We start from the raw sequence: 21,382 nt of genomic DNA, 5'->3' as shown, positions 1-21,382 counted from the left end.
GTTAGGCCAGGCCGCCGATCAAACCGTACAAAAAGTGGAACAGGAACATCGTGTGGGCCAGCACGAAGATGCCGACCAACACCGTCGCCAACGGTACGAACCACGCCATGCGGATTCTCCAGCGATGTGTCTGGCGACGCCCAATGTCACGGCACAAGTTCTCGATCGCATGGGGCAGGTTACCGTTTGTCGCCGCACACGCCAGCCAAACCTGCTCGCGTTTGGTGACCAACGTTGCCGCTCGCAACGCAGTCGGCAACGGCGTACCGGCGTCGACGAGCCGTTGAGCCGAACGGCAACGGGAACGAATCCATCGGACCCGGGTGGATGCCGCCGCTGCCTGCAAAACCGATGTCTCCGTCTGTCCGCCGCGCATCGCACGCTCGAGCGCCCACAGCACCTCGCACCGCCACTGGTCGATCGCCTTGCGGCCAAACCATGGAACCCAAGGCGTCATCCAGAGCGGAAGCCACCGCAGCACAACCACCAGCAACAACCAGACCAGAACCACTCCCACTACAACGTGGCCGGCCGCGGCAACCGTGTCCAACCCGCGATAGACGACTCGACTGCTGGAGAACATGCCATCGTAGATTTCATCAAACAGGGGAATCAGATGCGACCGAACGTACATCCCGATCAGCCAGGCCAAGAGGATCGTGACGACGACATAGGTGAATTGCTGGCCGACAAGCGCCATCGCACGCGGTGATTCATGATCGAGATCGGACGCCACGGTCGAATCGAACGCCGAACCGGAGCCGACCGCATTCCCGGCCGGCGTTACCGCTCTCTGCATGGCGGTCCTTGCAGTCGGCATCATCACCGCACCGAGCACGTCGGCATCCAAGGCCAGCTTTGATCGGCGGGCAGCGTCGGCAATCGATTCCCCCCGATACAAGCGTCTGACGCAGGATTTGATCCGACGGGCGATGCCGCTACGACACCCCATCGCCACGTTTTCCAACAATTCCGGCAGCGACACCTCCATCTCGACCGCGGCGAGCAACCATCGATTCAGCGATCGCAGCTCTTCGCGATATCGCAAACGATGTGCGGTCGCAATCGACACGACAAACAGCGCCAACAGGACCAACGTGACCGGATGAGGAGCGGCAACGACCAAACACACCAGACAGACCGCCCAAAGCAGCCACTCGAATAGCTCCAGAAAAGCGATCAAAAACGAACGCACTTCGACCGCGGGGCGACGGACCATCTGTCGTGTGGTCATTCGCACCATCAGCGCCAGAAACGCGACGACGGTAACCGATGCGATCAGGCCAAGGACAGGATTCATTAGTACGCTAGCCCCTGCAACAAGGTCTTCATCGCGATGCCCGAAAGCAGCAAGGCGAAGAAAGCGATGAACACAGACGCCAACAGACAGCAGACCGAAACGGCCATCGCCGTCCGGTCCAGCCGCGATTGGGCCAGCAGGTGACATTCGCTGGTCGCCCGGCGCCAGACGTCGACGGTATCACTGGCCGCCATTTCTCGCATCGCAAAGGCGGTCACCGCGGACAGCGGCGGATCTTGGATCGGCGAAGATTGCAACACATGCACCAGCGGATGCCCCAACTCGATTCGTTTGGACGCCAGCGCCGACCAGCGACGCAGGCCCGCATGGCCGACCGCCGACGAAGCCTGGTCGAGCGCCTCCCCGATTGGCTGGACCCGAAGCAGCGACTGGTAGATCGATTGGCAAAACTCGCCCATTGCGACCATTCGCATCGTCGATCCGATCCAGGGCATCGCGCCGACGATCCGGCATGCCGCGGCAGGCAGCTTGTCTTGAATCCACATCCAAGCCACCAGGTAACCGACCAGTGCAAGGACCGCCATCACGCCATACCCGGCTGCAACCGTCAGCATCCAACCGACATCGACCGCAACCGGTTGCCAACCGCGAAGTGCAACATTTTCGCGCCCGACTTCGGCGATCGTCACGATCAAGTAGACGCCGACGGCCAACGCCGCAATCAAGTACAACCCACCGACCGTCACGACGCGAAGCAGCCGACGGCGTGTGTCTTCGCGAATCCCCCGCCAGATCTGCAGTTCGGCGTCTTCAGCGAGGCTGGTTGCGTGGTGTTCATCCGGCGGGTTCACTGTGCCACCTCCCCGACGACTTGCAGCAGTGGCATTAAAATGGCTTGCAACAGGATCACCATCATCAGGATCATCAGCAACCAGGTCACCGCGCGGGGCAAGACCTCGGTCCATAGGCTACGATCGCGATTCGATTTCTGCAGGTACAGTTCGGCAAGTCGCCGCAGATCCAGCGCGATTCGATCGCTCGGGCGGCGGCCGTTGACCAGATCCAGCACACATTGTCGAACCGGTTCTGGCGTGTGCGGCGGCATCTCCAACGCATCTTCCGACGTGGATCCGCCGTGGACGTTGTCAATCACGCTCGCCCACGATGACGACCACGCCGGTCCCACGGCTTCGGCCGCCGCTTGGAGCACGCGCCCCAGTTCGATCCCAGTGGTTGATCCTGGCGTTCCTCTCGCCGGATTGATTTGTATCGCCAGCCAGCGGCAAAACGTTGCGTGATCACGAAACACGTCGCCGTTGCGGCGGGACTGCGAAAGGCCCCACGCCAGCCCCCAAGACAACAGCCCCACGACCACGACGGTGGCGATGGTCGCGAGCATGAAGTCTTGCGCAAACGCTTGACAGATCTCGGTGATCGACGGGGCGAAGGCGGGCTCGATGAATTCGGCTTGGGCAAGCGACACCAAAATCCAGGGCATGACGAAAAACAAGATCGTCGCGCCGACGATCACATTCAAAATCGGGTTGATCGCCGCGAGAACCATTCGGCGACGGTCCTCGCTCGTCTGGCGGATCAATCGCGCCGCTTCCTCGATCGGTTCGGTCGAGCCGGTGATTGCCATCACTTCCATCGCCAACCGGACCGGACTTCGGTAGCCGCCGGCCACCGCCGCGATCGACTCTGCCGTGGATTTGCCTTGCGCCAAACCCACCCGAACCACATTGGCCGCCCGACCGACCTTTCCCATCGACGCATCGTCCAGGTTCTCCAGCCCGGACACCAGCGGACGTTTTGCGGCCGCCATCGCCGCGACTTCCTCCAACAACATCGCCAACGATTCCTCGTCCGGCGTCGATTGGGGGCGGTCCGTCGACATCAGCGGCGCCTCCCCAGTACCCGGAACACTTCGTTCATGCCCGTTCGGCCTTCGTCGACCAAACGAGCCGCTTGGTCATGTAGTGAATCGATGCCAGCCCCGGCGGCGATCGCATCGATTTCCATCGCCGATCGCCCGCCGGCCAAGGCGTCAAACACAACTTGCCCGGCCGCAGAACCATCGAAGCACAACATCTGAGCGATCGGGACGCGGCCTTGATAGCCCGTGCCGTGACAACGCGGGCAATCCGTGTTCCCTGGAGAGTCAGCTGGGGGCGGACACTCCGGACAGGTTTCCCGCAACAGGCGTTGGCAAAGAATCCCACGCAATCCACTTTGGATCGCATAGATCGGCAGTTTCATCTGCACCAATCGACGCAGCGTCGCTCCGATCGAACCGGCGTGAATCGATGAAAAACACAGATGGCCGGTCATCGACGCCGCCAAGACGGCTTCGGCGGTGTCGACGTCGCGAATCTCGCTGACCAACAACACCTCGGCGTCTTGCCGCACGGCCGCCCGCATGGCCGATGCCAGCGTCATTCCGCTGCTGGGCTGCAATTGACTTTGGCTGATCGAATCGATCACCGATTCGATCGGGTCTTCGATGGTCAACACACTGCGGCGGAAACCCGTCTCCGCGATGTACGACAGACAGGCATACAGCGTCGTCGTCTTGCCGCTGCCGGCCGGCCCGGCAACCAATAGCCATCCGTCGCGTGCCTGGCAGACCGTCTGCAACCGTTCCAACGCGGCCGCTTCGAACCCGAGCCCGTCGATGCGACGCAGCGACTGGCAGTCGCCCATGATTCGGATCACCGCACGGTTTCCGTGCACGGTGGGAAACACGCCAAGCCGCATTTCATGTACTTGATCGGTGCCGTCGTGCCAGCGGAGCGGACCTTCTTGTGGCACGCCCGCTCGATAGGACGGCAATGCGGCCAAGGCCATTAAACGCGACACCGGATCGCTGTGGTCACTGGTTTCGAACGTTTCGTAGGGATGCAACACGCCATTGATGCGAAACGCCACCTCCCAGCGCCCCGACCGGGGCTGGATGTGAATGTCGCTGGCCCCACGCTGCAGTGCCGCCGCCAAACAGTCGTTGACCATGGCGATCGCAAAGTCTGGATCGGACGATGATCGACGTGATCGTGAAAACGAAACCTGCATCCGTTAATCCGAAAAGAATGGCACCGGCGTCCCCGCGGCGCGCCGAAGATCGTTAAGCTGTGGTTTTCTAGCTCAAGTGGAAAGCCCATGAATCGTCACCGGTATCATAACGGATTCACATTGCTGGAGTTGCTGGTCGTCGTCGGCGTGATCGGAATTTTGGTGGGACTGCTTTTGCCCGCCGTCCAAGCGTCACGCGAAGCAGCGCGACGGATGAGTTGCAGCAACAACTTCAAACAAATCGCGTTGGGCGTCGCCCAATACCACGACGCGTTCGGATTCCTGCCGCCGCACGGAACGGGAACGTTCGACAACACCAACGACGCCTCGACGACCAATCAGTTTCGGCTCAGCTTCCTCGTCTCGATCACGCCCTTTCTGGGGCAGACACCGTTCTGGAACACCATCAGCGGCCAATGGATCGGCCCCGTGCCGGGCGGGGATGCGCTGGCCACCGAAGACGACTTCTTCGACATGTCGATGGACAGTATGGATGGTTTAGGCGACGTGAACCATCCTTATCCCAAGATGGGGCCGGCGCCGTCGATGGGGTCCTACGAACCGTGGGCGATGGAGATCCCGACTTACCGCTGTCCATCGGATCCGGGATACGGGAATCCGGCGTTGGGTCGGACCAACTATGCGGCGTGTTTGGGCGACGCCATCGAAGGGCTCGATCAAGGGATGTGGCGATACGAAGATTCCCAGTGGTCCCCCAGTGGCGAGACACAAATGCTGGCGACCGGGCGAGGCATGTTTGTTCCCCGGATGGTGACTTCGTTTGACGACGTGACCGACGGGCTATCGAACACGATCATGATGGGTGAGATCGCGACCGACTTGGGTGACAAAGACACTCGCACGGTTCCGTCGACCGGGAACGGTTGGGCCGGCGGCGTGCTGGACGACGTCCAAGTCTGCCGGTCCCAGATCGATCCCGAGCGTCCCCGGTTTTGGGACGCGCGCGGGCAAGTCACGTTAGCGGCGCGGCGAGGCCAGGGGCGCGGGTTCCGCTGGGCCGATTCGATGCCACTGATGAGCGGATGCAACACCACGTTACCGCCCAATACGCAATTGTGCTTCGGAGGCGATTCGACGAGCATCGGAACGCTGTCGGTCAGCAGCCGGCATCAGGGCGGAGGACACGTGGCGATGGGCGACGGCTCGATTCACTTTATCACCGACTCGATCGAGTGCGGAGAATTAAAGGGCTCGGTCACGCTCGACGGTCAGGGCCACTTGTCGCCCGGCAGTCCCAGCCCCTTCGGTCTTTGGGGCAGCTTGGGAACCCGCAACCAAAACGAACTGATCGACGAAGTACTGTAGCGCAAAAGCAGGTGTAGAACCGTTGTCCCCAACTGTTCCCCCCTGCCCGCAACGCGGGCACCCCGGCGCACCCCCTCAGCCGCACAGCGGGGAACCATTGGGACAATGGTTCTACAATGGTAAACGCCTCCCCGGCCGGAGGGGCTGGCCGGGAAGACGGGACAGGTTGCCGAGGTCGACTCAATCACGGCCTGTTCAATACAGGTCGTAGTCTCCGCCGTGGCCTCGGCCGGCGGACTTGCGGTCGTCCTTGGGCTTTTCGGCGATCAGGGCGTCGCTGGTCAGCAGCAAGGTTGACACACTGGACGCGTTTTCCAATGCCGTTCGGACCACTTTGGTGGGATCGATCACGCCGGATTCGACGAGGTCTTCGTAGGTGTTGGTGGCGGCGTTGTAGCCGTAATTGCCTTGTTCGGCTGCCACTTTTTCACACACCAACGATCCGTCTTGGCCGGCGTTTTCAGCGATCCAGGTGGCCGGTGCGCGACAGGCCTTGAGCACGATGTTGTACCCGGTTCGCTCGTCGTCGCCCAATTTGGACGGGTCGCAGGTGCTGGCCGCGCGGACCAGCGCCACTCCGCCGCCCGGCAAGATGCCTTCTTCGACCGCCGCACGGGTTGCCGACAAGGCGTCTTCGAAACGCATCTTTTTTTCTTTCACTTCCGCTTCGGTGGCTCCACCGACGCTGATTTTGGCAACCCCGCCGACCAACTTGGCTTTGCGTTCTTGCAGCTTCTCGCGATCGTAATCGCTGGTCGACTTCTCGCACTCGGTTTCGATCTGCTTGATCCGGGCCTGAATGTCGGAGGTCTTGCCGGCGCCTTCGATGATCGTCGTGTTGTCTTTGTCCAGGATGACCTTTTTGGCACGGCCGAGATCGGCCAGCTGGATGTTTTCCAGCTTGACTCCCAGACTTTCGAAGAACGCCTTGCCGCCGGTCAGGATCGCCATGTCTTCCAGCATCGCCTTGCGACGATCACCGTAGCCGGGTGCCTTGACCGCGGCAGCCACCAACGAGCCGCGAAGCCGGTTGACGACCAACGTGGCGAGCGCTTCGCCATCGACATCTTCGGCGATGATCAACAACGGCTTGCCGGCTTTGGCGACCTTTTCGAGCAATGGCACGAAGTCCCGCAGGTTGCTGATCTTCTTTTCATGGATCAGCACATAGGGTTCTTCCAGCACACACTCCATGGTCTCCGGGGAAGTGACGAAGTAGGGCGACAGATAGCCTTTGTCAAACTGCATCCCTTCGACCCACTTGACCTCCGTTTCCAAGCTCTTGCCTTCGTCGATCGTGACGACACCGTCCTTGCCGACCTTGTCCATCGCGTCGGCAACGACCTGGCCGATCTTGGCATCTTGGTTGCCGCTGATCCGGGCGACCTGCTCCATTTCTTTGCGACCCTTGACCGGAGTCGACATCGACTTCAGTTTAGCGACGATATCCTCCACGGCTTTTTCGATACCGCGTTTCATTCCGATCGGGTTGGTCCCGGCCACAACGGCTCGCAACCCTTCGTTGAAGATCGCTTCGGCCAACACCGTGGCGGTCGTGGTTCCGTCGCCGGCGACGTCGTTGGTCTTCGAAGCGACCTCGCGAACCATCCGAGCTCCCATGTTTTCGTAGGGGTCGTCCAGTTCAATTTCTTTGGCAACGGTCACGCCGTCACGGGTGACGACGGGTGATCCGAAGCTCTTTTGGATGATCACGTTGTGCCCGCCGGGACCGAGTGTGCTGCGGACGGTTTTGGCCAACTTGTGAACCCCACGACGCATCGCTTCGCGGGCGTCTTGTTCGAACGCAATGATTTTAGACATCTTCAATCGCCCTCCTTGTTAGTTTTCGATGACAGCCAGAATGTCGCTTTCTTTGACGATCGTGTACTTCAACGCGTCGACTTCGAATTCGTCGCCGCCGTATTTATTCAGCAGCACATGATCCCCGGGGCGGACCGACAACGGATGGACGGTGCCGTTGTCATCGCGTTTGCCGGGGCCGACCGCGATCACGCGAGCACGGTTGACCTTTTCCTTGGCCGAATCGGGCAGCACGATGCCGCCGGCGGTCGTCTCGTCGGCCTCGTCACGTTGGCAGACGACACGGTCGGCGAGCGGTTTGAGTTTCAAATTGGTGGTTGAATCTGATTTCGTAGCAGTCGCCATGAAATGCCCTCCATCTTGCTTGGACATTACACAACAGGTGTGGCCCTGCCGCTCCGGAGCCACCGTCAGTTTGGCACGTCGCCAGCGGCGGGCGACTGCCTTAGCAACCGGTGTGCCAATTCAGCCGGGCAAACATCAGCCGCAAAACTGCCCCAATTGTGACTGTCACAGATTTGTTCATGGTCAGCGGGTACGGTGCACGACAAATTGACACCACGACGACAAACTGTCGTCTTTTCGCTGAAAAGTTTTGTCCGGCACGGAAGGTGCTGTACACTAATAGGATGAGGGCACGTGCTCGCGACGGAGGTGACTTCGATGCAATTCTTTGATCTCGTTCTAATGCAGGCCAGCCGCTGGTTCGAACAGTGGTATGAGTCGTTCACCAGGATCGATGCTGAATCGCTGGACCGAACGGAGTGGGTCGAGTTTCTGGGCGGGCCGCTGGACGGTTACCGTCACGCTGTCGATGCCGCAACGATTTACCACCTGCCGCCATCGTTGATCCTGCCCATCAGCGCGTCGCGAATTGCACGTTTCTACGACACGCTCGAGGACGCCGATGCGGACGAAATCGAAGCGGAGCAATCGCAGGACCGGCCGACCCGTCACGCCTTATACGATCTGGTCCTCAATGGCGATCGCTGGTGCTATCGCTACTGCCACGATTCTTGACGAGCACTCTGACCAAGGCGGTTTCCTGAGCGAGCGACCGCCTTGCGTGAAAACACCACGCGTTGGCACGCGGTGTGCACCTTAATCCTCCGGTTCATTTTGATCCTTCGCCTCAACGGAGGAATTCAACATGTCCGCGATATTGAATCATCCGCAGCACACAAAACATCGCTCTAAATCCCCCACCCCTTCGCGACGCCGCCACACCCGGAACCGTCGTCACTCGATCGGCCGCACGTGGGACAAACCAAGCCGGCCACGCCAAGTTGCCTCCAAGCGGCAGATGGCAACTGCTGTCGCACCGCGACCGCGACCGCGACGCGGGCGGTCGTCTAGGCTAACGCGGTTCTTCCGAGGCTTTTCCGTCGAGAAGTCATTCACTGTTTTGTCGTTGTTGGTCGCCAGCGGCCTGATCACGATCTGCTTGCTCGACATTCTGCTCGCATGGCCGTGGAAACACGCAAGCCTGCTGTTCGACTGGACGAATTTGTTGGCCGGTTTTGTGATGCTTGGACTGACATACGACGTCTTTCGCGACCAATCCCGATGAAATCTCCCCTGTCCACAATTCTCTCAAAGGAGGACTATGAAATGAAATCGATCCCGCGTCTATTGCTTGCTGCGTTCGTCGTGCTCATCTGTTCGTCGCGGGCCATTGCCGAAAACCGCAGCGCCGGGCTCGGAGACGTCCCCACGACCACTCAAGCCACGCTGGGCATAGCTGTCTCAAGCCTGCCCGAAATGTTGTCGGTCCACTTGGCTGAAGTGATCGACCAAGGGCGTGGCGTGCTGGTGGCCGATGTCGTCAAGGGGTCGCCCGCCGACAAAGCCGGAATCCAGCGGTTTGACATCCTGGTTCGTTACGACGACCAAGACTTGTACTCGCCCGAACAACTTGCCAAACGGATTCGCAACGATCAACCGGGATCGACCGTCGCGCTGGAGTTTGTTCGCGCCGGGCAACGACAATCGGTGAAGGTCACGTTGGAGGAACAACCCGAGCGCGAGAAGGTGTATGCCAACCGTTGGCCCGGGCTGGCACCTCGATTCAATGTCCCCTGGACCACGCTCCGCCCCGACTTCTGGACAGCCGCCCAAGACGCGTCGAATGAAGGCACCGAGTGGACGGAGTTTGAATCGCTGAGCGTCACGAAGCAGGCCGACGGGACCTACCGTGTGCGGATCGTGTACAACGATCACGAAGGGAAAACGATCGACCGCGAATACGCGGGGGATCGACAACAAATCCGCGATGCACTCAACGGCGACAAGGAACTGCCCAAAAACCGCAAGGAGCAACTGTTGCGAACGCTCGATGATCGCGGCCGCAAACAAATGACCGACTTCAATTTCCAACTACCGGACTGGAACCAGTGGCGGCAAGAATTGTTCAACTGGCCCAATGCCGAGTTCTAAATCGCGCAGTTGATTGATATCAAATACCGCTTGACGATCCCGCCGCGTCAACGCCGCGCCGCGGCGGGATTGGCACAAACGTTGCTCGTGAGGAAATCAAATCGCGACAGCTGAATCGCTGTTGGCCTTCTGAACGTCAACCCCATCGAAAGGACGAATGATGCTGGTGCTATCACGGAAAGAGAACGAGTGGATTCAAATCGGCGACGAAATCGTGTTGACCATCACCGCGATCAAGGGAAATCGTGTTTCGGTCGGGATTGAAGCCCCCGATGACGTCGCCATCCGACGCGGTGAACTCCACGCCCGCACCTCTTCCACGCACGATCTCAGCCGGTCGAAACCGCGACAGCGGCAGGTTGCGTGAGACAATCTGGCGTTTCGCTGACGCCACAGATTGGCACCCGAGCAACCAACCTGTTTGATACGCTGCTGGCTGCGCGGCGGCGGAGGATTGGCAAAACAATGGGGCAAGATGCAAGATGATGGGGCGGAAATGAAGGCAGAATGATACGAGGCAGAATGATGGTTGCATGTTCTGCCCGGCGCAGCCCCCCACAACCGTCGTCCGGTCATTTCGCCGCAAATCCGCTGCAGCTTCCACTTGCCAATAACGATCCCTTTCCCCAACCGCCCTACCTTCCATCACTCTGCCCCGTAACATTCTGCCTCCCCTCGTCTTGGGAGTTTCTGATCCTGGAGCCACTTCAACGCTTGAAGCCCGCGCGTGACCGGCTATCGTCTAGGGGCACTGCGGCCCCCATCCGGAGGCGATGTTATTCGGTCGCGGGATTTTTGTTCCCCAAGGACGAGAGAGGTCGATGCAAGGCGGAAAGAGAATGCGAGATTGCACCATGGGCAGCCGACCGCAACGTCGACTGCGTGTCGAAATGCTCGAGCGACGTTGCATGCTCGCTGGCACCGTGTTGGAATCGGAACCGAATGACCAGATGGCGTCGGCCGATGTGTTTTCCGGCACACCGTTCTTGAAGGGATCGTTTGCCACGCCTGACGACAGCGATTTTTTCCGCACGTCATTGCAGCTCGGTGACGCGATGATCATCGACCCACGCTACTTTGACAGTGCACGTGGGGACCGCCAGCCGTTCACCGCGTTCGATTTGTTGGACGCTTCAGGCAGTGTGCTGATCGAATCGACCGATCTGTTTCAAAGCGTCTTTGTGGCTCCGCGATCGGGCGATTATTACCTTCGTGTTCACGCCGGCAACCGATTCAACTTGCCGAGCACGGACTATGCGATCAGCGTGTCCATTGATCCGTTCGACGGACGCGACGAGATCGAACCGAACGACGCGTCAACGGCGGCCACCGAGGTCGCTGCGCCGACGCGGCTACGAGGCGAACTGGAAGATTCCGCGGATCGGGACGTATTTTCGGTCCAGGTTTCCGCCGGTCAGACGCTGATTTTGGATTTGGCAGTCGATCCGCTCGGCCCCAGCGACGCCGTCCCCGAGGTTTCGCTCCGCAGTCCCGACGGAATGCTTGTCGCCACCGATAGCCAGGGGTTGGGATTGGTGCACGACGCCCAACAAAGCGGACCGTATTCGGTGACCTTTGAAACGACCGGCTCCCTCACCAGCCCTCTTCCTTACATTGCGTCGCTGTCGCTTTACGCAGACGCGGCCGTCGAGGCGGAACATGGCAACGAGATCCAAGACCATGGCAGCGTCTGGGACGTCAGCGAAGCGGTTTCCAGTCGCGCATCGGTCTTGGAAGCGGTCGGAGATGTCGACGTGTTTGCGTTGGAGGGCCGCGGGCTGGAAACCTTTCGGTTTGACCTGCGCAGCAATTCCGGAGATCACCTGTCATTGGCCGGTCGACGATTGACATTGCTCAATGGGCAAGGGCAGTTGCTCGCTTACGCCGAACAGAAACGGTTTGACCAACAATTGCTGCCCAGCCTTTCGACTCCCGGACGCTATTATTTGTTGGTCGAAGCCACATCGGAACTCGGGCTGGGGGCCTATGCGGTCAGCGGTTCGACGATTGGCATGTTTGCCAACCAACGCGACTCACCGTTGTTCTTTTTTGATTTCGACCAGCAACTCGGCGAATATCGCGGACGATCGTTCGACGCACCCTTCGAAGACCCGGACCACATTCCGTTTTTGATCGGTGCTTTCGAATCAATCTATGACCGCCACGATGTCGACGTGACTACCGTGCTGCCGGGAGAAAACGACAGCTACATTCCGCATGGAACCGGCGACTTTGAAGGCACCGGAAACGCCGGCAATGGTCACCGTGGTTTCCGCACACCGCACGGGTCTTCTTTGGCCGATTCGCTGCGCGGCTTTCCGACCGCGAATATCAACCACGAAATCGGTCACGCGATGACGCTCAATCATGTCCGCAACAATCTCCAACAGGTCACCTGGGGGAATTTCGGCAAAGGCCTGTTCCCCGGGACCGCTTTCGGATTCAACATCGGCCCGATCGCGACCGACGTGATCTACAACCACGCCGATCAAACCGACTGGGTGTTCCAGTCCGGCGCTCAACTGCGTCACGAAGTGGGCACAGCCACGCCGGTCGATTTGAATCGGCTGATCGACGAAATGAAGTATGAATTGGAGAAGCATCCGTCGATCCCCGTCGGCCAACAACCACACTCGATCGTCAAGGGCGACTTCAACGGGGACGGGCTTCGTGACTTGGCGTCGGCCAACAGTGAAGACCGAACAGTCAGCGTGCTGTTTGGGGCCGCCGACGGATCCTTCACACCGGCCGTCCAACTCGACGTCGGCCCGGACGCCACGTTTGCCGACACACTCGTGGCGGCAGACTTCAACGGTGACGGAGTCGATGATCTCGCTCACTCACGGTACGAACCGGCCGGTACCATCTCGATTTTCCTTGGCAGCGAAAGTGGGCAGTTTACCGATGCCGGCAGTCTACCTGCGGGCAACCGCCCCAATTCGATACGAACGGGCGACTTCAACCGTGACGGGAATCCCGATCTCGCGGTGGCCAATTATTTTGGTGCCGAAGTCAACCTTTTGCTGGGCAATGGGGATGGATCATTCACCAGCGGCGGCGCACTGGGAACCCGTGGTCGACGCGCCAACGGAATCGAGATCGCCGACCTCAATGATGACGGCGACGCAGACATCCTGGTGAGTGACTCGTTGGGGGCCGCGGTCACGGTTCTATTGGGACGTGGTGATGGGACCTTTCAGCCCGAAAAACGCTACGTCGTACCGTCCGATTCCCAAGACGTCGTCGCTTTGGACGTCAATGGAGATCGCTTTCCGGACGTCGCCAGTATCAGCCGAACGACGGGATCGATCGACCTGTTTCTCAGCGACGTCAATGGGAACCTTGTCTACCACGATTCGGTCCCCGGAAGCGATGGCTCATTCATGCTTGAGACCGGCGATTTCAACGGCGACGGACACGACGATCTGGCCGTCCCCGTTCGCAGCAAATCGATCTTGGAAGTGCACCTCAACGATGGTCAAGGCAGTTTCAGTCGATCGATCCAATTTGACTCCGGTGGCCTGTACGACGCCGGGATCTTGGTGGAGGATGCTGACGGTGATGGGACCGATGATTTGTGGATCGCGGAATCCGAAGGTGATTCCGTACGGTTGCTGACGACCTCGCCGAACAATCCACGCAACGACCGGGCCGTCATCCACGGATTGATCGACGGGCCGCAGCAAGTCGATTCATTCGTGTTGCACGCCGCAGCCGGCGAAACCTATCTGTTCGATCTCGATGCGGCGGAATATCAGTATCCGCTCGATGCGGCACTGGTGCTGAAAAACGAACAAGGTGTGGTGATCGCACAGAACGGGCAAGGCATCGATCCAGGCAGCGGCATCATCTCGGTCGACCCCAGCCTGATGCACACCTTCACCGCCCCGGGCCGCTACACACTGGAGGTTTCTGGGGAGCACCGGACGGAAGGCAAGTATCGCTTGAAAGTGACGCCCCAGGCGGCATTGGACGACGCCGGACCACGGGTGTTGCGCGCGTTTCCCCAACAAGATGACGTCATCGATCAAACACGGCAGTTGGTGTTCTGGTTGAACGATGCAATTGATCCGGAAACGATGACCGCACAGAACATTCGAGTCGTCGGTGCAGCCTCAGGCGACCAAGCCGGTGAAGCAACCTTCGACCAGGTCAAAAACATTCTCATCTGGACCGCCGACCAGTTGCTGCCGGTCGACCAGTACACCGTCACCATCGAGGGATTGACCGATCCACTGGGCAATGCATTGGACGGGGAAACGACAGGCCTGCGGTTTCCGTCGATCAGCGGTGATGGCGCCGCCGGCGGCGCGTTGCAGTATTCGTTCACCATCGATCAAACCGACACGTCTGCCGCAACGCTCGACAACATTAACATTGTGGAAACGGAATATGCATCACATGTGCTTGTTCTTCGGTTCAGCGAACACCTGGACATTCCGCTGACGCACGAGCGAGACGCCGTTCTGACACACTTTGGAACGGACCAGGTTTTTGGCACGGCAGATGACTACAGCGTCCCATTGGATGCCTATTATCAACGTGAATTCTCGGACGTCGGAACACGAGGACACCTTCGATTGATGTCACGCGGGTATTTGCAGCCGGGAAACTATCGACTCTCGGCCAACCTGACCGACGAAGCCGGAAAGTCGATCGCGCTGGAGGAACCGTTGACGATCCTGCCGGCGGTCTCGCCGCCGGGAGTGTCCGTGATCGATGCGAACTTTCAAGCGGGGACGACACATCAACTGGGGACACTCCAACAGATCGAAGTGCGTTTTAGCCGCCCCGTTGATCCGGGCACATTGACGCCCGAAAACTTCCGCGTCCGTTATTCAGTCGACCCCAACGTCTTCGAATCCGACGACCAATATTTGACCGACTCCGACGGGGCCATCGAGTGGCTGCCGGACACGCTGACAGCCGTGTTTCGGCCCACCGCTCCGCTTGCCGAGGGATTTTATTGGGTCGAACTGAAGGGGGATGCCTCAGGCATTCGCAACACCGCGGGGGAACGGCTGGACGGTGAGTACTTGGATTCAAACGTCGCCGGATCGAATGATTGGTCCATTTACGCGGACGTCGCTTCGGGTGATGGACGCCCGGGAGGTAATTATCGAGCGATTTTTCAAATCGTAGACCACACCCCCGGCGCACCGGATCTCAGCCGGATTGTCCGCCACGCTCCATTCGACGAATCGACCAACGCCGATTCGCTGCAATTCCGGTTGGAGTTTACTGAACCAGTCGGCCAGATCGGCGCGTCAGATTTCGTCGTCGCGGGAGAATCGACTGCGGAGGTGACCCAGGTCGTCGCTGTTCACGGCACGGGAGAGATTCTGTACGAAGTGACGGTTTCCGGTGGCGACCTATCCGGCTTTGACGGAGTCGTCGGGATCGGCTTGTCCGAGTCTCAAGATATCCAGGACGTCCTAGGAAACCCGCTCGCCAGCGTCATGCCCGGCATCAACGAGTCCTTCGTGGTTGACAACACGGCGCCGACATCTGGTTCGGTCATCACCAACGATGGACAACACAGCGTCGTCCGGACGGTCAGCATCGAGTTTGACTCGCCGGTGACAATTGACCCCGGCGCATTCGAAGTTCAAACGAAGGACGGCAGCCTGGTTTCCATCACGTCTCAGATCGACGCGTTACCAAATCGAACGCGGGCGACCATCGCATTTCTCGGCTCCTCCGTCGACCCCTACGGATCGCTGCTTGACGGGGAGTACCAAGTCATGATCCGCGAGGGCTTCGTGCGGGATGCCGCCGGAAACGTCTTCGACGGTGACTCCGACGGATCGCCCGGCGGACAGTACGTCGACGAGTTCTTCCGTTTGTTCGGCGACAGTGACGGCGACCGGGATGTCGACGGACAAGACTACGGACGATTCGGGCTGAGTTTCCTAAAGTCGTCGACCGATGACGGCTATGACGCCCAGTTCGATTCAGACGGCGACGGAGATGTAGACGGCCAAGACTACGGACGATTCGGACTGAATTTTTTACGGCGAATCTGAACCGTGGCAATCGTATCTCTTGCGGGAGACGCCGGGAAAGGGGCAAAACGATGGGGGCAAAACGATGGGGGCAAAACGATGAGGGGAATACGGTGGGGGCGGTAGGAAGGCAGAATGATCCGGGGCAGAATGATGGGGGCTTCGTTTGCCGACTTGACTAGTCGTTAAGACTCTTGTCTTCACAATACCTATCACCCACCCATTAACCTATTCCAATCATCCCTCCCCCATATCAATCTGCCCCGTCATTCTGCCCCATCATTCTGCCCCATTGTTTTGCCCCCATCGTCTTGCCCCCTAACGATACGCCGGATCTCAACTTCATGGATGCTCCGATTCATCGGCAGATTGAAACGCTCTATCGGAATGACTCGCGTCGCGTTTTCGCTTCCCTGGCGCGTGTCCTACGCGACCTTGATTTGGCCGAAGATGCGATGCAGGAAGCGTTCGCCGCGGCGACAGATCAATGGCCGTGCGATGGCGTCCCCGACAATCCGGTTGCCTGGCTGGTCACCACCGGCCGCTACAAGGCCGTCGATGCGATCCGGCGAAACACGAAGCTGGCGGAGATCAGCGGGGATGTGGTCGAGCGGATGTCGCGTGTCGCCGGCACCAACGCCTTGCGCGGCGAAGCCGCCATCGAAGACGATCGGCTGCGGTTGATCTTCACCTGCTGTCATCCCGCGATCGACGTGAAGGTGCAGGTCCCGCTAACGCTTCGCGAAGTGTGCGGGTTGACGACCGACGAGATCGCGCGGGCGTTCCTGACCACGCCCACCACGATGGCCCAGCGGATCGTGCGCGGCAAGGCAAAGATCCGCGACGCGGGAATCCCCTTCGTGATCCCGGAACTGGCAGAACTGCCCGAGCGTCTCGATTCGGTCCTCTCGGTGATCTATTTGATTTTCAACGAAGGCTACTCGGCATCGAGCGGCGATTCGATCACCCGCAGCGAGCTGTCCGGCGAAGCGATTCGTCTGTGTCGACTCTTGCTGGACTTGTTGGAAGATCCCGAAGTGATGGGATTGTTGGCGCTGATGCTGCTGCACGAATCGCGTCGCGAGGCGCGACAGGACCGGCACGGTGACATCGTTCTATTGGAAGATCAAGACCGCAGCCGATGGGACCGCAACTTGATCGCTGAAGGCCAGCAGTGGATCGAGCGGGCGCTCGCATCGCGCCGTTTCGGGAGTTACACCATCCAGGCGGCAATCTCGGCCGTGCATGCCGAAGCGGCCACCGCGGTCGACACCGATTGGAAGCAGATCGTCTCGCTGTACGACGTGTTGCTAAGGATCCAGCCGTCTCCGATCGTCGAACTCAATCGGGCCGTCGCGGTCGCAATGTGCGAGGGCCCCGAATCCGGTTTGCAACGGATCGACGCCATTCTGGACCGAGGCGATCTTCTCGGTTATCCACTGGCCCACTCAGCACGCGGCGAGTTGCTTCGGCGGTGCGGAAACGCGACGGATGCGATCGAGGCGTTTCAGCGAGCCCTGTCGTTGACCGAGCAAATGTCTGAAAGACGTTTCCTGGCCCAAAAACTGGCGGAGTTACGCGGCGGCTGAGTCGAGCTGCCGGGACTCCGCTACAGCGTGTACTGGTACCCGAAGACCGCGTTGAAGCCGGGGCCGTCGACGCCGCTGCCGAGGACGCGGTAGTACTTGTCGGTGATGTTCTCGAGCGCCAACGACAGCTGATGCCGGTTCTCGGTTCCAAAGGATCGGCCCATCCGGACGTTCAAGGTTGCGTAGCCCGGCGTCCCTCCGGCGATGAACCGCACGTCGCCCAAGTTGGACTCGCTGTAACGGTCCGCACGATCGACCATCCAGGTATAAACATCGAAATAGGTTCGACGGCAGGGTTCGCTCAATCGCAGGCCCAGAATGCCTTGTGTCGGCGGGATTCGAGAAATCGGATCATCCGCCGTGGTGACCGTGCCGTAGGTGTAATAAAAATTCCCGTACAGGGCCACGTTGCGATTGAACACGTACTCGCCGGCCAATTCGGTCCCGTTGATGGACGCCTCCTGGTTGGTCAGGAATCTCGCACCGCCAATGGTTTCGCGATTGATAAAGCTATCGAAATCGGTCCAGAACTCGGTCACCTGCAATCGCAATCGGTCGTAATTGAATTTCAGGCCGACTTCATACGTCTTGCTGTGTTCGGGTTCGACGTCCAGGTTGCCGACCAAGGGAGTCGACTGGTTGTTCTGCAAGAACGTCTTGTTGGCGGTCAGATCGTCAATCGTGGGGGCGCGGAAACCTTCGTAGTAACCGCCGATCAATCGAACGTCGTCGGTCAGTTTGTACGCCAGACCTGCGCTAGCAATCCAGTCCTGGTACGAACGCTCGAAGTAGGTCGGGCCGATGGTGTCAAAGTTGGGTGTGGCCGAAACGTTGATGTTTTCGTAGCGGATCGAGGTGGTCGCATCCAGTCGTTCGGTCAGCGGCACGTGCCACGAGGCGTAAACGCCGACTCGGTCGGCTTCCGAATCGTCGGGGTACTGCGGGTCGGTGACCGTTGGAGTCGCGCCCGGGGCATTGGGGTTGTTGATCTGGACACGTTCGGCATCGATCGATTCGCTGTAGTAGTCGGTGCCGTAGGTCAATTTGCCGTAGTCGTTCATGTCTTTGACAAACGACAGCGTCGTCCCCCATCCCCAATCATCAAACTCGCCGATTTCGCGACGGGTAACCGTGGCGGCGGGGTCGTTGCCCGAATAGCGATCGACGACCGACGCCTCCTTGGTTCGCATGCCCGTCAGCGTCACGGAGTAGAAATCCGCGATCAAAGCATCCTCGGGCAACAGACCTTCCAGCCGGCCGTACAGCAAGTCGCGTTGCTGGGGATCGAAGACCGTCGGGCGCTGCGTCGGTACGCTGCCGTCGCTGGCCGGGCCGAGCACGAAGGGCAAAAACCGGTCGCTGCGTTTAAGGTCTTCTTGCTCGAAGTGTTGCATCGCGACGGTCAGCAAGTGATTCTCCGTCAGCATGCGCTGCAGTTTCAAATCCCCCGCGAACTGTTGGTAGTCCGTGCCCGGTTGGCGTCCGAAATCGCCTCCGCGATCGAGTGTGCCGACGTCCAGATAGGAGACGCCGCCGGTAATTCCGGTCGCACCATACCAACTGCTGAAACCGGTCCGCGTGTACGAGGAGGCTTCCGCGGTGCTGTAATACTGAGTCAGGTAGGGACTGGCATAGTCGCCTCGCAACGGATCGGCGCTGCGGGTGACGAAATTGATCACGCCGCCGATCGCGTCGCTGCCCCAGAGAGCCGACTCGGCGCCACGAATCACTTCGATCCGCTCGACCGAACCGGGATCGATCGTCGCCGCGTATTGGTTCGGCCCTGGACGCAAAATGCTGGTGTTCATGCGAATGCCGTCGACCAGCACCAGGATCTGTTGCCCCGTTAAACCGCGGATGTAAGGCGAAAGTTGGCCGTTGCCGGTTTGCTGCAACATCACGCCGACTTCGTTTTGCAGCGCGCGATAGACCGTCGAGGCGTGTTTCCGGTCTAGTGCGTCGCGATCGATGATCGTGCCCAAGCGAGGCGTTTCAAACAGGTCACTCTCGGTTCGCAACACACTGTTCAGCCCAGTCGGGTTGCTCATCGTGCCGCCGAAACTTTGAGCACTGAGCAAAGGGAAAGACGCGTTTTGCAAAGGTAAATTCGAGGGCGGGGTTGCATTGCCGCCGGGCGCCGGGGCCGCTTGCGTTGACATCGGTGGCGCGGTCGCGGCGGCGTCAACCTCCGGTGTCGGCTGGGTGACCGGCGGGCGGACTTCGATCTCCGGCAAGGTCGGATCTTGGGCCGACGACGGACTTTGCCAAAGACCGAGCCCGAGTGCGGGAGCGAGAGCCAAGGCGGCGATTTTTCTGTGTTTCACGGTGTGTTTCGTCGATCTCGGAACGTCAGCGCCCCCGTCGCGACAATGCTAGGCGGGCGCGTTCGTTCAGACTGTTGCATTGGTTGTCTTCGGCGCATCCGGTTCAATCGCTTTCAGCGGTGCGATCGGTGCCTGCAAAGTCGACGTGACCGGACGAACGGGGACGGGGCGGATAGCCAAGAGCGGCGGAAACTCCGTCGACACCGGTGTAAATTCCGCCGCGGGCAGCCCGGTTCAATGCCCGTGCCAGATCGGCAGCGGCAGGATCGGGGCCGAATCGCCGGAAAGCCAGCGGAAAGCGAAACACAGGAGAATTTGGCACGCCCTCTGCTAGTTCTTCCTCTCGCCCCAACATTCAACAAAACGGTAGTGGACGACGCGAGGAGTCCCTGCAGCCGGCAATCCGAAAGGACTCGTCGCCTCGCCCACGACCCGAAAATCAAACTGACATGGAAGATTCACGACTTACCAAATGCCACAGCCCCCTGACCAACGCACCACCGACCCGCCGGACCCCACGTCGCCACCGCGGTCCGCGGAGTCGTCGCCGGTAATCATCCCCTCGGAAGACCTGTTTCGGGGCCGTGGCGAAGTCTGGATCGAGCACGGGGAAATGATGTACCGCCTTCGACGAACCTCCTCGGGAAAGTTATACTTGTGCAAATGAGTTTTCCCGCCCGCTGCACCCTGTTTTCGCTGTTTGTTCACGCGGTCGGTGCGGTGGTGCTGTGCGTCCTGCCGATGACGGCGACCCAGCGGTTCACGTCTGCGGGCAATCAACACGTCGTTTCGATCCAATTGAGCGTTGCCAGCGTCTCACCCGCGGTCGAGCCTCCGTCGATTCTACCGGTGGCGATCGAACCACCCACGGCCGTCGATTTAACGCCGCCCGATCGCTCGCAGGAAACCACGCGGCACCCGCTGTTCGAACCCAACGGCCCCAGCACGCTGCCGCCGCCACCGGACAGTCCTGATCGTCGCGCGGAAGTCACGGTGCCATTGAAACGTCCGTCGATTGCGACCGCCGACGTGCCCACGGTCGAAGCGGCGCTCGCGGCACGACCGCCCCGCAAACTGATCAGCGAGCGGGTCAGCCAGGTCACGCCACCGGCGATCGAAGCGATCCCGATCCCACAGTCGGTCGGACTCTCACCCGAGACGCCCGTCGATTTCTCGTCCAACCCACCGCCACAGTACCCGGCGGCCGCGGCACGTGCGGGGGCCGAAGGCACGGTGTTGTTGCGATTGCGAGTCGACACGCTCGGCAAGGTCACCGAAGTCGAGGTGATTGAATCGAGCGGTCACCGTTCACTCGACCAAGCAGCCGTCGATGCGGTTAGCCAATGGACCGGCCAGCCGGCCCAACGATTCGGCCGCCCCGTCGCATCCGAAGAAATCCTGCCGGTGCGGTTTCGTTTGTAGGCAAGACGACTCACAAAAGGGCTGCCGAACAATACTATCGCTCTGCCGCGGAACGTGGCCGAAGGAGAGCAGAATCATGTGGGGCAGAATGATGAGACGGCCGCAGATCCTCAGGTCGCACGAATTCGT

At 59.9% G+C, this 21,382-nt stretch carries 17 protein-coding genes; 9 read left to right on the top strand and 8 right to left on the bottom strand.

Translation table 11 applies throughout. The annotated features are described in order from the left end of the window. Position 1: 1 nt before the first annotated feature. From H1B37_RS03110 to H1B37_RS03095, 4 genes are read right to left on the bottom strand one after another with little or no spacing between them, the layout of a single operon-like run. Entirely contained in the window at positions 2-1,300 is a 1,299-nt protein-coding gene (locus H1B37_RS03110; protein WP_286177357.1) for a type II secretion system F family protein, read from the bottom strand. After that, entirely contained in the window at positions 1,300-2,112 is an 813-nt protein-coding gene (locus tag H1B37_RS03105) for a type II secretion system F family protein (RefSeq protein WP_182865153.1), read from the bottom strand. Before H1B37_RS03105 ends, H1B37_RS03110 begins: the two co-directional genes overlap by 1 nt. Beyond that, the gene (locus H1B37_RS03100) at positions 2,109-3,158 is read right to left on the bottom strand and encodes a type II secretion system F family protein (protein ID WP_182865152.1); all 1,050 of its coding nucleotides are present in this window, start codon (positions 3,156-3,158) and stop codon (positions 2,109-2,111) included. The genes H1B37_RS03105 and H1B37_RS03100 overlap by 4 nt, the downstream gene beginning before the upstream one ends. After that, positions 3,158-4,330: a GspE/PulE family protein gene (locus H1B37_RS03095; protein WP_182865151.1), complete on the bottom strand. Its 1,173-nt coding sequence runs from the start codon at positions 4,328-4,330 to the stop codon at positions 3,158-3,160. The genes H1B37_RS03100 and H1B37_RS03095 overlap by 1 nt, the downstream gene beginning before the upstream one ends. A gap of 87 nt (positions 4,331-4,417) precedes the next feature. Here H1B37_RS03095 and H1B37_RS03090 point away from each other — a divergent pair, with 87 nt between their 5' ends. Further along, positions 4,418-5,656 carry a DUF1559 domain-containing protein gene (locus tag H1B37_RS03090; protein WP_182865150.1) on the top strand — a complete coding sequence of 413 codons (1,239 nt, stop codon included), beginning with the start codon at positions 4,418-4,420 and terminating at the stop codon, positions 5,654-5,656. A gap of 195 nt (positions 5,657-5,851) precedes the next feature. Here the strand turns inward: H1B37_RS03090 and groL are convergent, their stop codons facing one another. Both groL and H1B37_RS03080 read right to left on the bottom strand, forming a co-directional pair. Continuing rightward, on the bottom strand, positions 5,852-7,477 hold the full coding sequence (gene groL / locus H1B37_RS03085) for a chaperonin GroEL (RefSeq protein WP_182865149.1): 1,626 nt from the start codon (positions 7,475-7,477) through the stop codon (positions 5,852-5,854). 18 nt (positions 7,478-7,495) lie between these two features. After that, entirely contained in the window at positions 7,496-7,822 is a 327-nt protein-coding gene (locus H1B37_RS03080) for a co-chaperone GroES (protein WP_182865148.1), read from the bottom strand. Positions 7,823-8,140: 318 nt separating this feature from the next. Here H1B37_RS03080 and H1B37_RS03075 point away from each other — a divergent pair, with 318 nt between their 5' ends. The 6 genes from H1B37_RS03075 to H1B37_RS03050 all read left to right on the top strand — a co-directional run bounded on the left by H1B37_RS03075 (position 8,141) and on the right by H1B37_RS03050 (position 17,507). Further along, on the top strand, positions 8,141-8,497 hold the full coding sequence (locus H1B37_RS03075) for a hypothetical protein (protein ID WP_182865147.1): 357 nt from the start codon (positions 8,141-8,143) through the stop codon (positions 8,495-8,497). Between the two features lie 283 nt (positions 8,498-8,780). Continuing rightward, the gene (locus H1B37_RS03070; RefSeq protein WP_182865146.1) at positions 8,781-9,047 is read left to right on the top strand and encodes a hypothetical protein; all 267 of its coding nucleotides are present in this window, start codon (positions 8,781-8,783) and stop codon (positions 9,045-9,047) included. A gap of 41 nt (positions 9,048-9,088) precedes the next feature. Continuing rightward, positions 9,089-9,913 (top strand): S1C family serine protease, encoded by an 825-nt coding sequence (locus H1B37_RS03065; protein ID WP_182865145.1) that lies wholly within the window; start codon positions 9,089-9,091, stop codon positions 9,911-9,913. Between the two features lie 157 nt (positions 9,914-10,070). Beyond that, positions 10,071-10,280: a carbon storage regulator gene (locus tag H1B37_RS03060; protein WP_286177354.1), complete on the top strand. Its 210-nt coding sequence runs from the start codon at positions 10,071-10,073 to the stop codon at positions 10,278-10,280. Positions 10,281-10,752: 472 nt separating this feature from the next. After that, positions 10,753-15,939, top strand: a complete 5,187-nt coding sequence (locus H1B37_RS03055) for an FG-GAP repeat domain-containing protein (protein ID WP_182865144.1) — start codon at positions 10,753-10,755, stop codon at positions 15,937-15,939. 323 nt (positions 15,940-16,262) lie between these two features. Next, positions 16,263-17,507, top strand: coding sequence for an RNA polymerase sigma factor (locus H1B37_RS03050; protein ID WP_182865143.1), 1,245 nt, complete (start codon positions 16,263-16,265; stop codon positions 17,505-17,507). 20 nt (positions 17,508-17,527) lie between these two features. Here the strand turns inward: H1B37_RS03050 and H1B37_RS03045 are convergent, their stop codons facing one another. Both H1B37_RS03045 and H1B37_RS03040 read right to left on the bottom strand, forming a co-directional pair. Beyond that, positions 17,528-19,831, bottom strand: a complete 2,304-nt coding sequence (locus H1B37_RS03045) for a TonB-dependent receptor (protein ID WP_182865142.1) — start codon at positions 19,829-19,831, stop codon at positions 17,528-17,530. A 103-nt stretch (positions 19,832-19,934) separates the two neighbouring features. After that, on the bottom strand, positions 19,935-20,153 hold the full coding sequence (locus H1B37_RS03040; protein WP_182865141.1) for a hypothetical protein: 219 nt from the start codon (positions 20,151-20,153) through the stop codon (positions 19,935-19,937). Positions 20,154-20,303: 150 nt separating this feature from the next. Between H1B37_RS03040 and H1B37_RS03035 the strand changes: the two genes are divergently transcribed. Both H1B37_RS03035 and H1B37_RS03030 read left to right on the top strand, forming a co-directional pair. Further along, positions 20,304-20,498, top strand: a complete 195-nt coding sequence (locus H1B37_RS03035) for a hemin uptake protein HemP (protein ID WP_182865140.1) — start codon at positions 20,304-20,306, stop codon at positions 20,496-20,498. After that, a complete protein-coding gene (locus H1B37_RS03030) occupies positions 20,495-21,253 on the top strand; it encodes an energy transducer TonB (RefSeq protein ID WP_182865139.1) in 759 nt (252 codons plus the stop codon). Before H1B37_RS03035 ends, H1B37_RS03030 begins: the two co-directional genes overlap by 4 nt. Positions 21,254-21,382 lie beyond the last annotated feature (129 nt).

It is taken from the genome of Stieleria mannarensis (genome assembly GCF_014154935.1).
GTDB lineage: Bacteria > Planctomycetota > Planctomycetia > Pirellulales > Pirellulaceae > Stieleria > Stieleria mannarensis.
Note: the sequence above shows the minus strand (reverse complement) of the source record. Positions and strands in the feature narration are given on the sequence as shown.

Bases quoted from the DNA above. Each gene is read 5' to 3' on its own strand.
- H1B37_RS03110 (WP_286177357.1), bottom strand. From the start codon at position 1,300: ATGAATCCTGTCCTTGGCCTGATCGCATCGGTTACCGTCGTCGCGTTT.
- H1B37_RS03100 (WP_182865152.1), bottom strand. From the start codon at position 3,158: ATGTCGACGGACCGCCCCCAATCGACGCCGGACGAGGAATCGTTGGCG.
- H1B37_RS03095 (WP_182865151.1), bottom strand. From the start codon at position 4,330: ATGCAGGTTTCGTTTTCACGATCACGTCGATCATCGTCCGATCCAGAC.
- H1B37_RS03090 (WP_182865150.1), top strand. From the start codon at position 4,418: ATGAATCGTCACCGGTATCATAACGGATTCACATTGCTGGAGTTGCTG.
- groL (WP_182865149.1), bottom strand. From the start codon at position 7,477: ATGTCTAAAATCATTGCGTTCGAACAAGACGCCCGCGAAGCGATGCGT.
- H1B37_RS03080 (WP_182865148.1), bottom strand. From the start codon at position 7,822: ATGGCGACTGCTACGAAATCAGATTCAACCACCAATTTGAAACTCAAA.
- H1B37_RS03075 (WP_182865147.1), top strand. From the start codon at position 8,141: ATGCAATTCTTTGATCTCGTTCTAATGCAGGCCAGCCGCTGGTTCGAA.
- H1B37_RS03070 (WP_182865146.1), top strand. From the start codon at position 8,781: ATGGCAACTGCTGTCGCACCGCGACCGCGACCGCGACGCGGGCGGTCG.
- H1B37_RS03065 (WP_182865145.1), top strand. From the start codon at position 9,089: ATGAAATCGATCCCGCGTCTATTGCTTGCTGCGTTCGTCGTGCTCATC.
- H1B37_RS03060 (WP_286177354.1), top strand. From the start codon at position 10,071: ATGATGCTGGTGCTATCACGGAAAGAGAACGAGTGGATTCAAATCGGC.
- H1B37_RS03055 (WP_182865144.1), top strand. From the start codon at position 10,753: ATGCGAGATTGCACCATGGGCAGCCGACCGCAACGTCGACTGCGTGTC.
- H1B37_RS03050 (WP_182865143.1), top strand. From the start codon at position 16,263: ATGGATGCTCCGATTCATCGGCAGATTGAAACGCTCTATCGGAATGAC.
- H1B37_RS03035 (WP_182865140.1), top strand. From the start codon at position 20,304: ATGCCACAGCCCCCTGACCAACGCACCACCGACCCGCCGGACCCCACG.
- H1B37_RS03030 (WP_182865139.1), top strand. From the start codon at position 20,495: ATGAGTTTTCCCGCCCGCTGCACCCTGTTTTCGCTGTTTGTTCACGCG.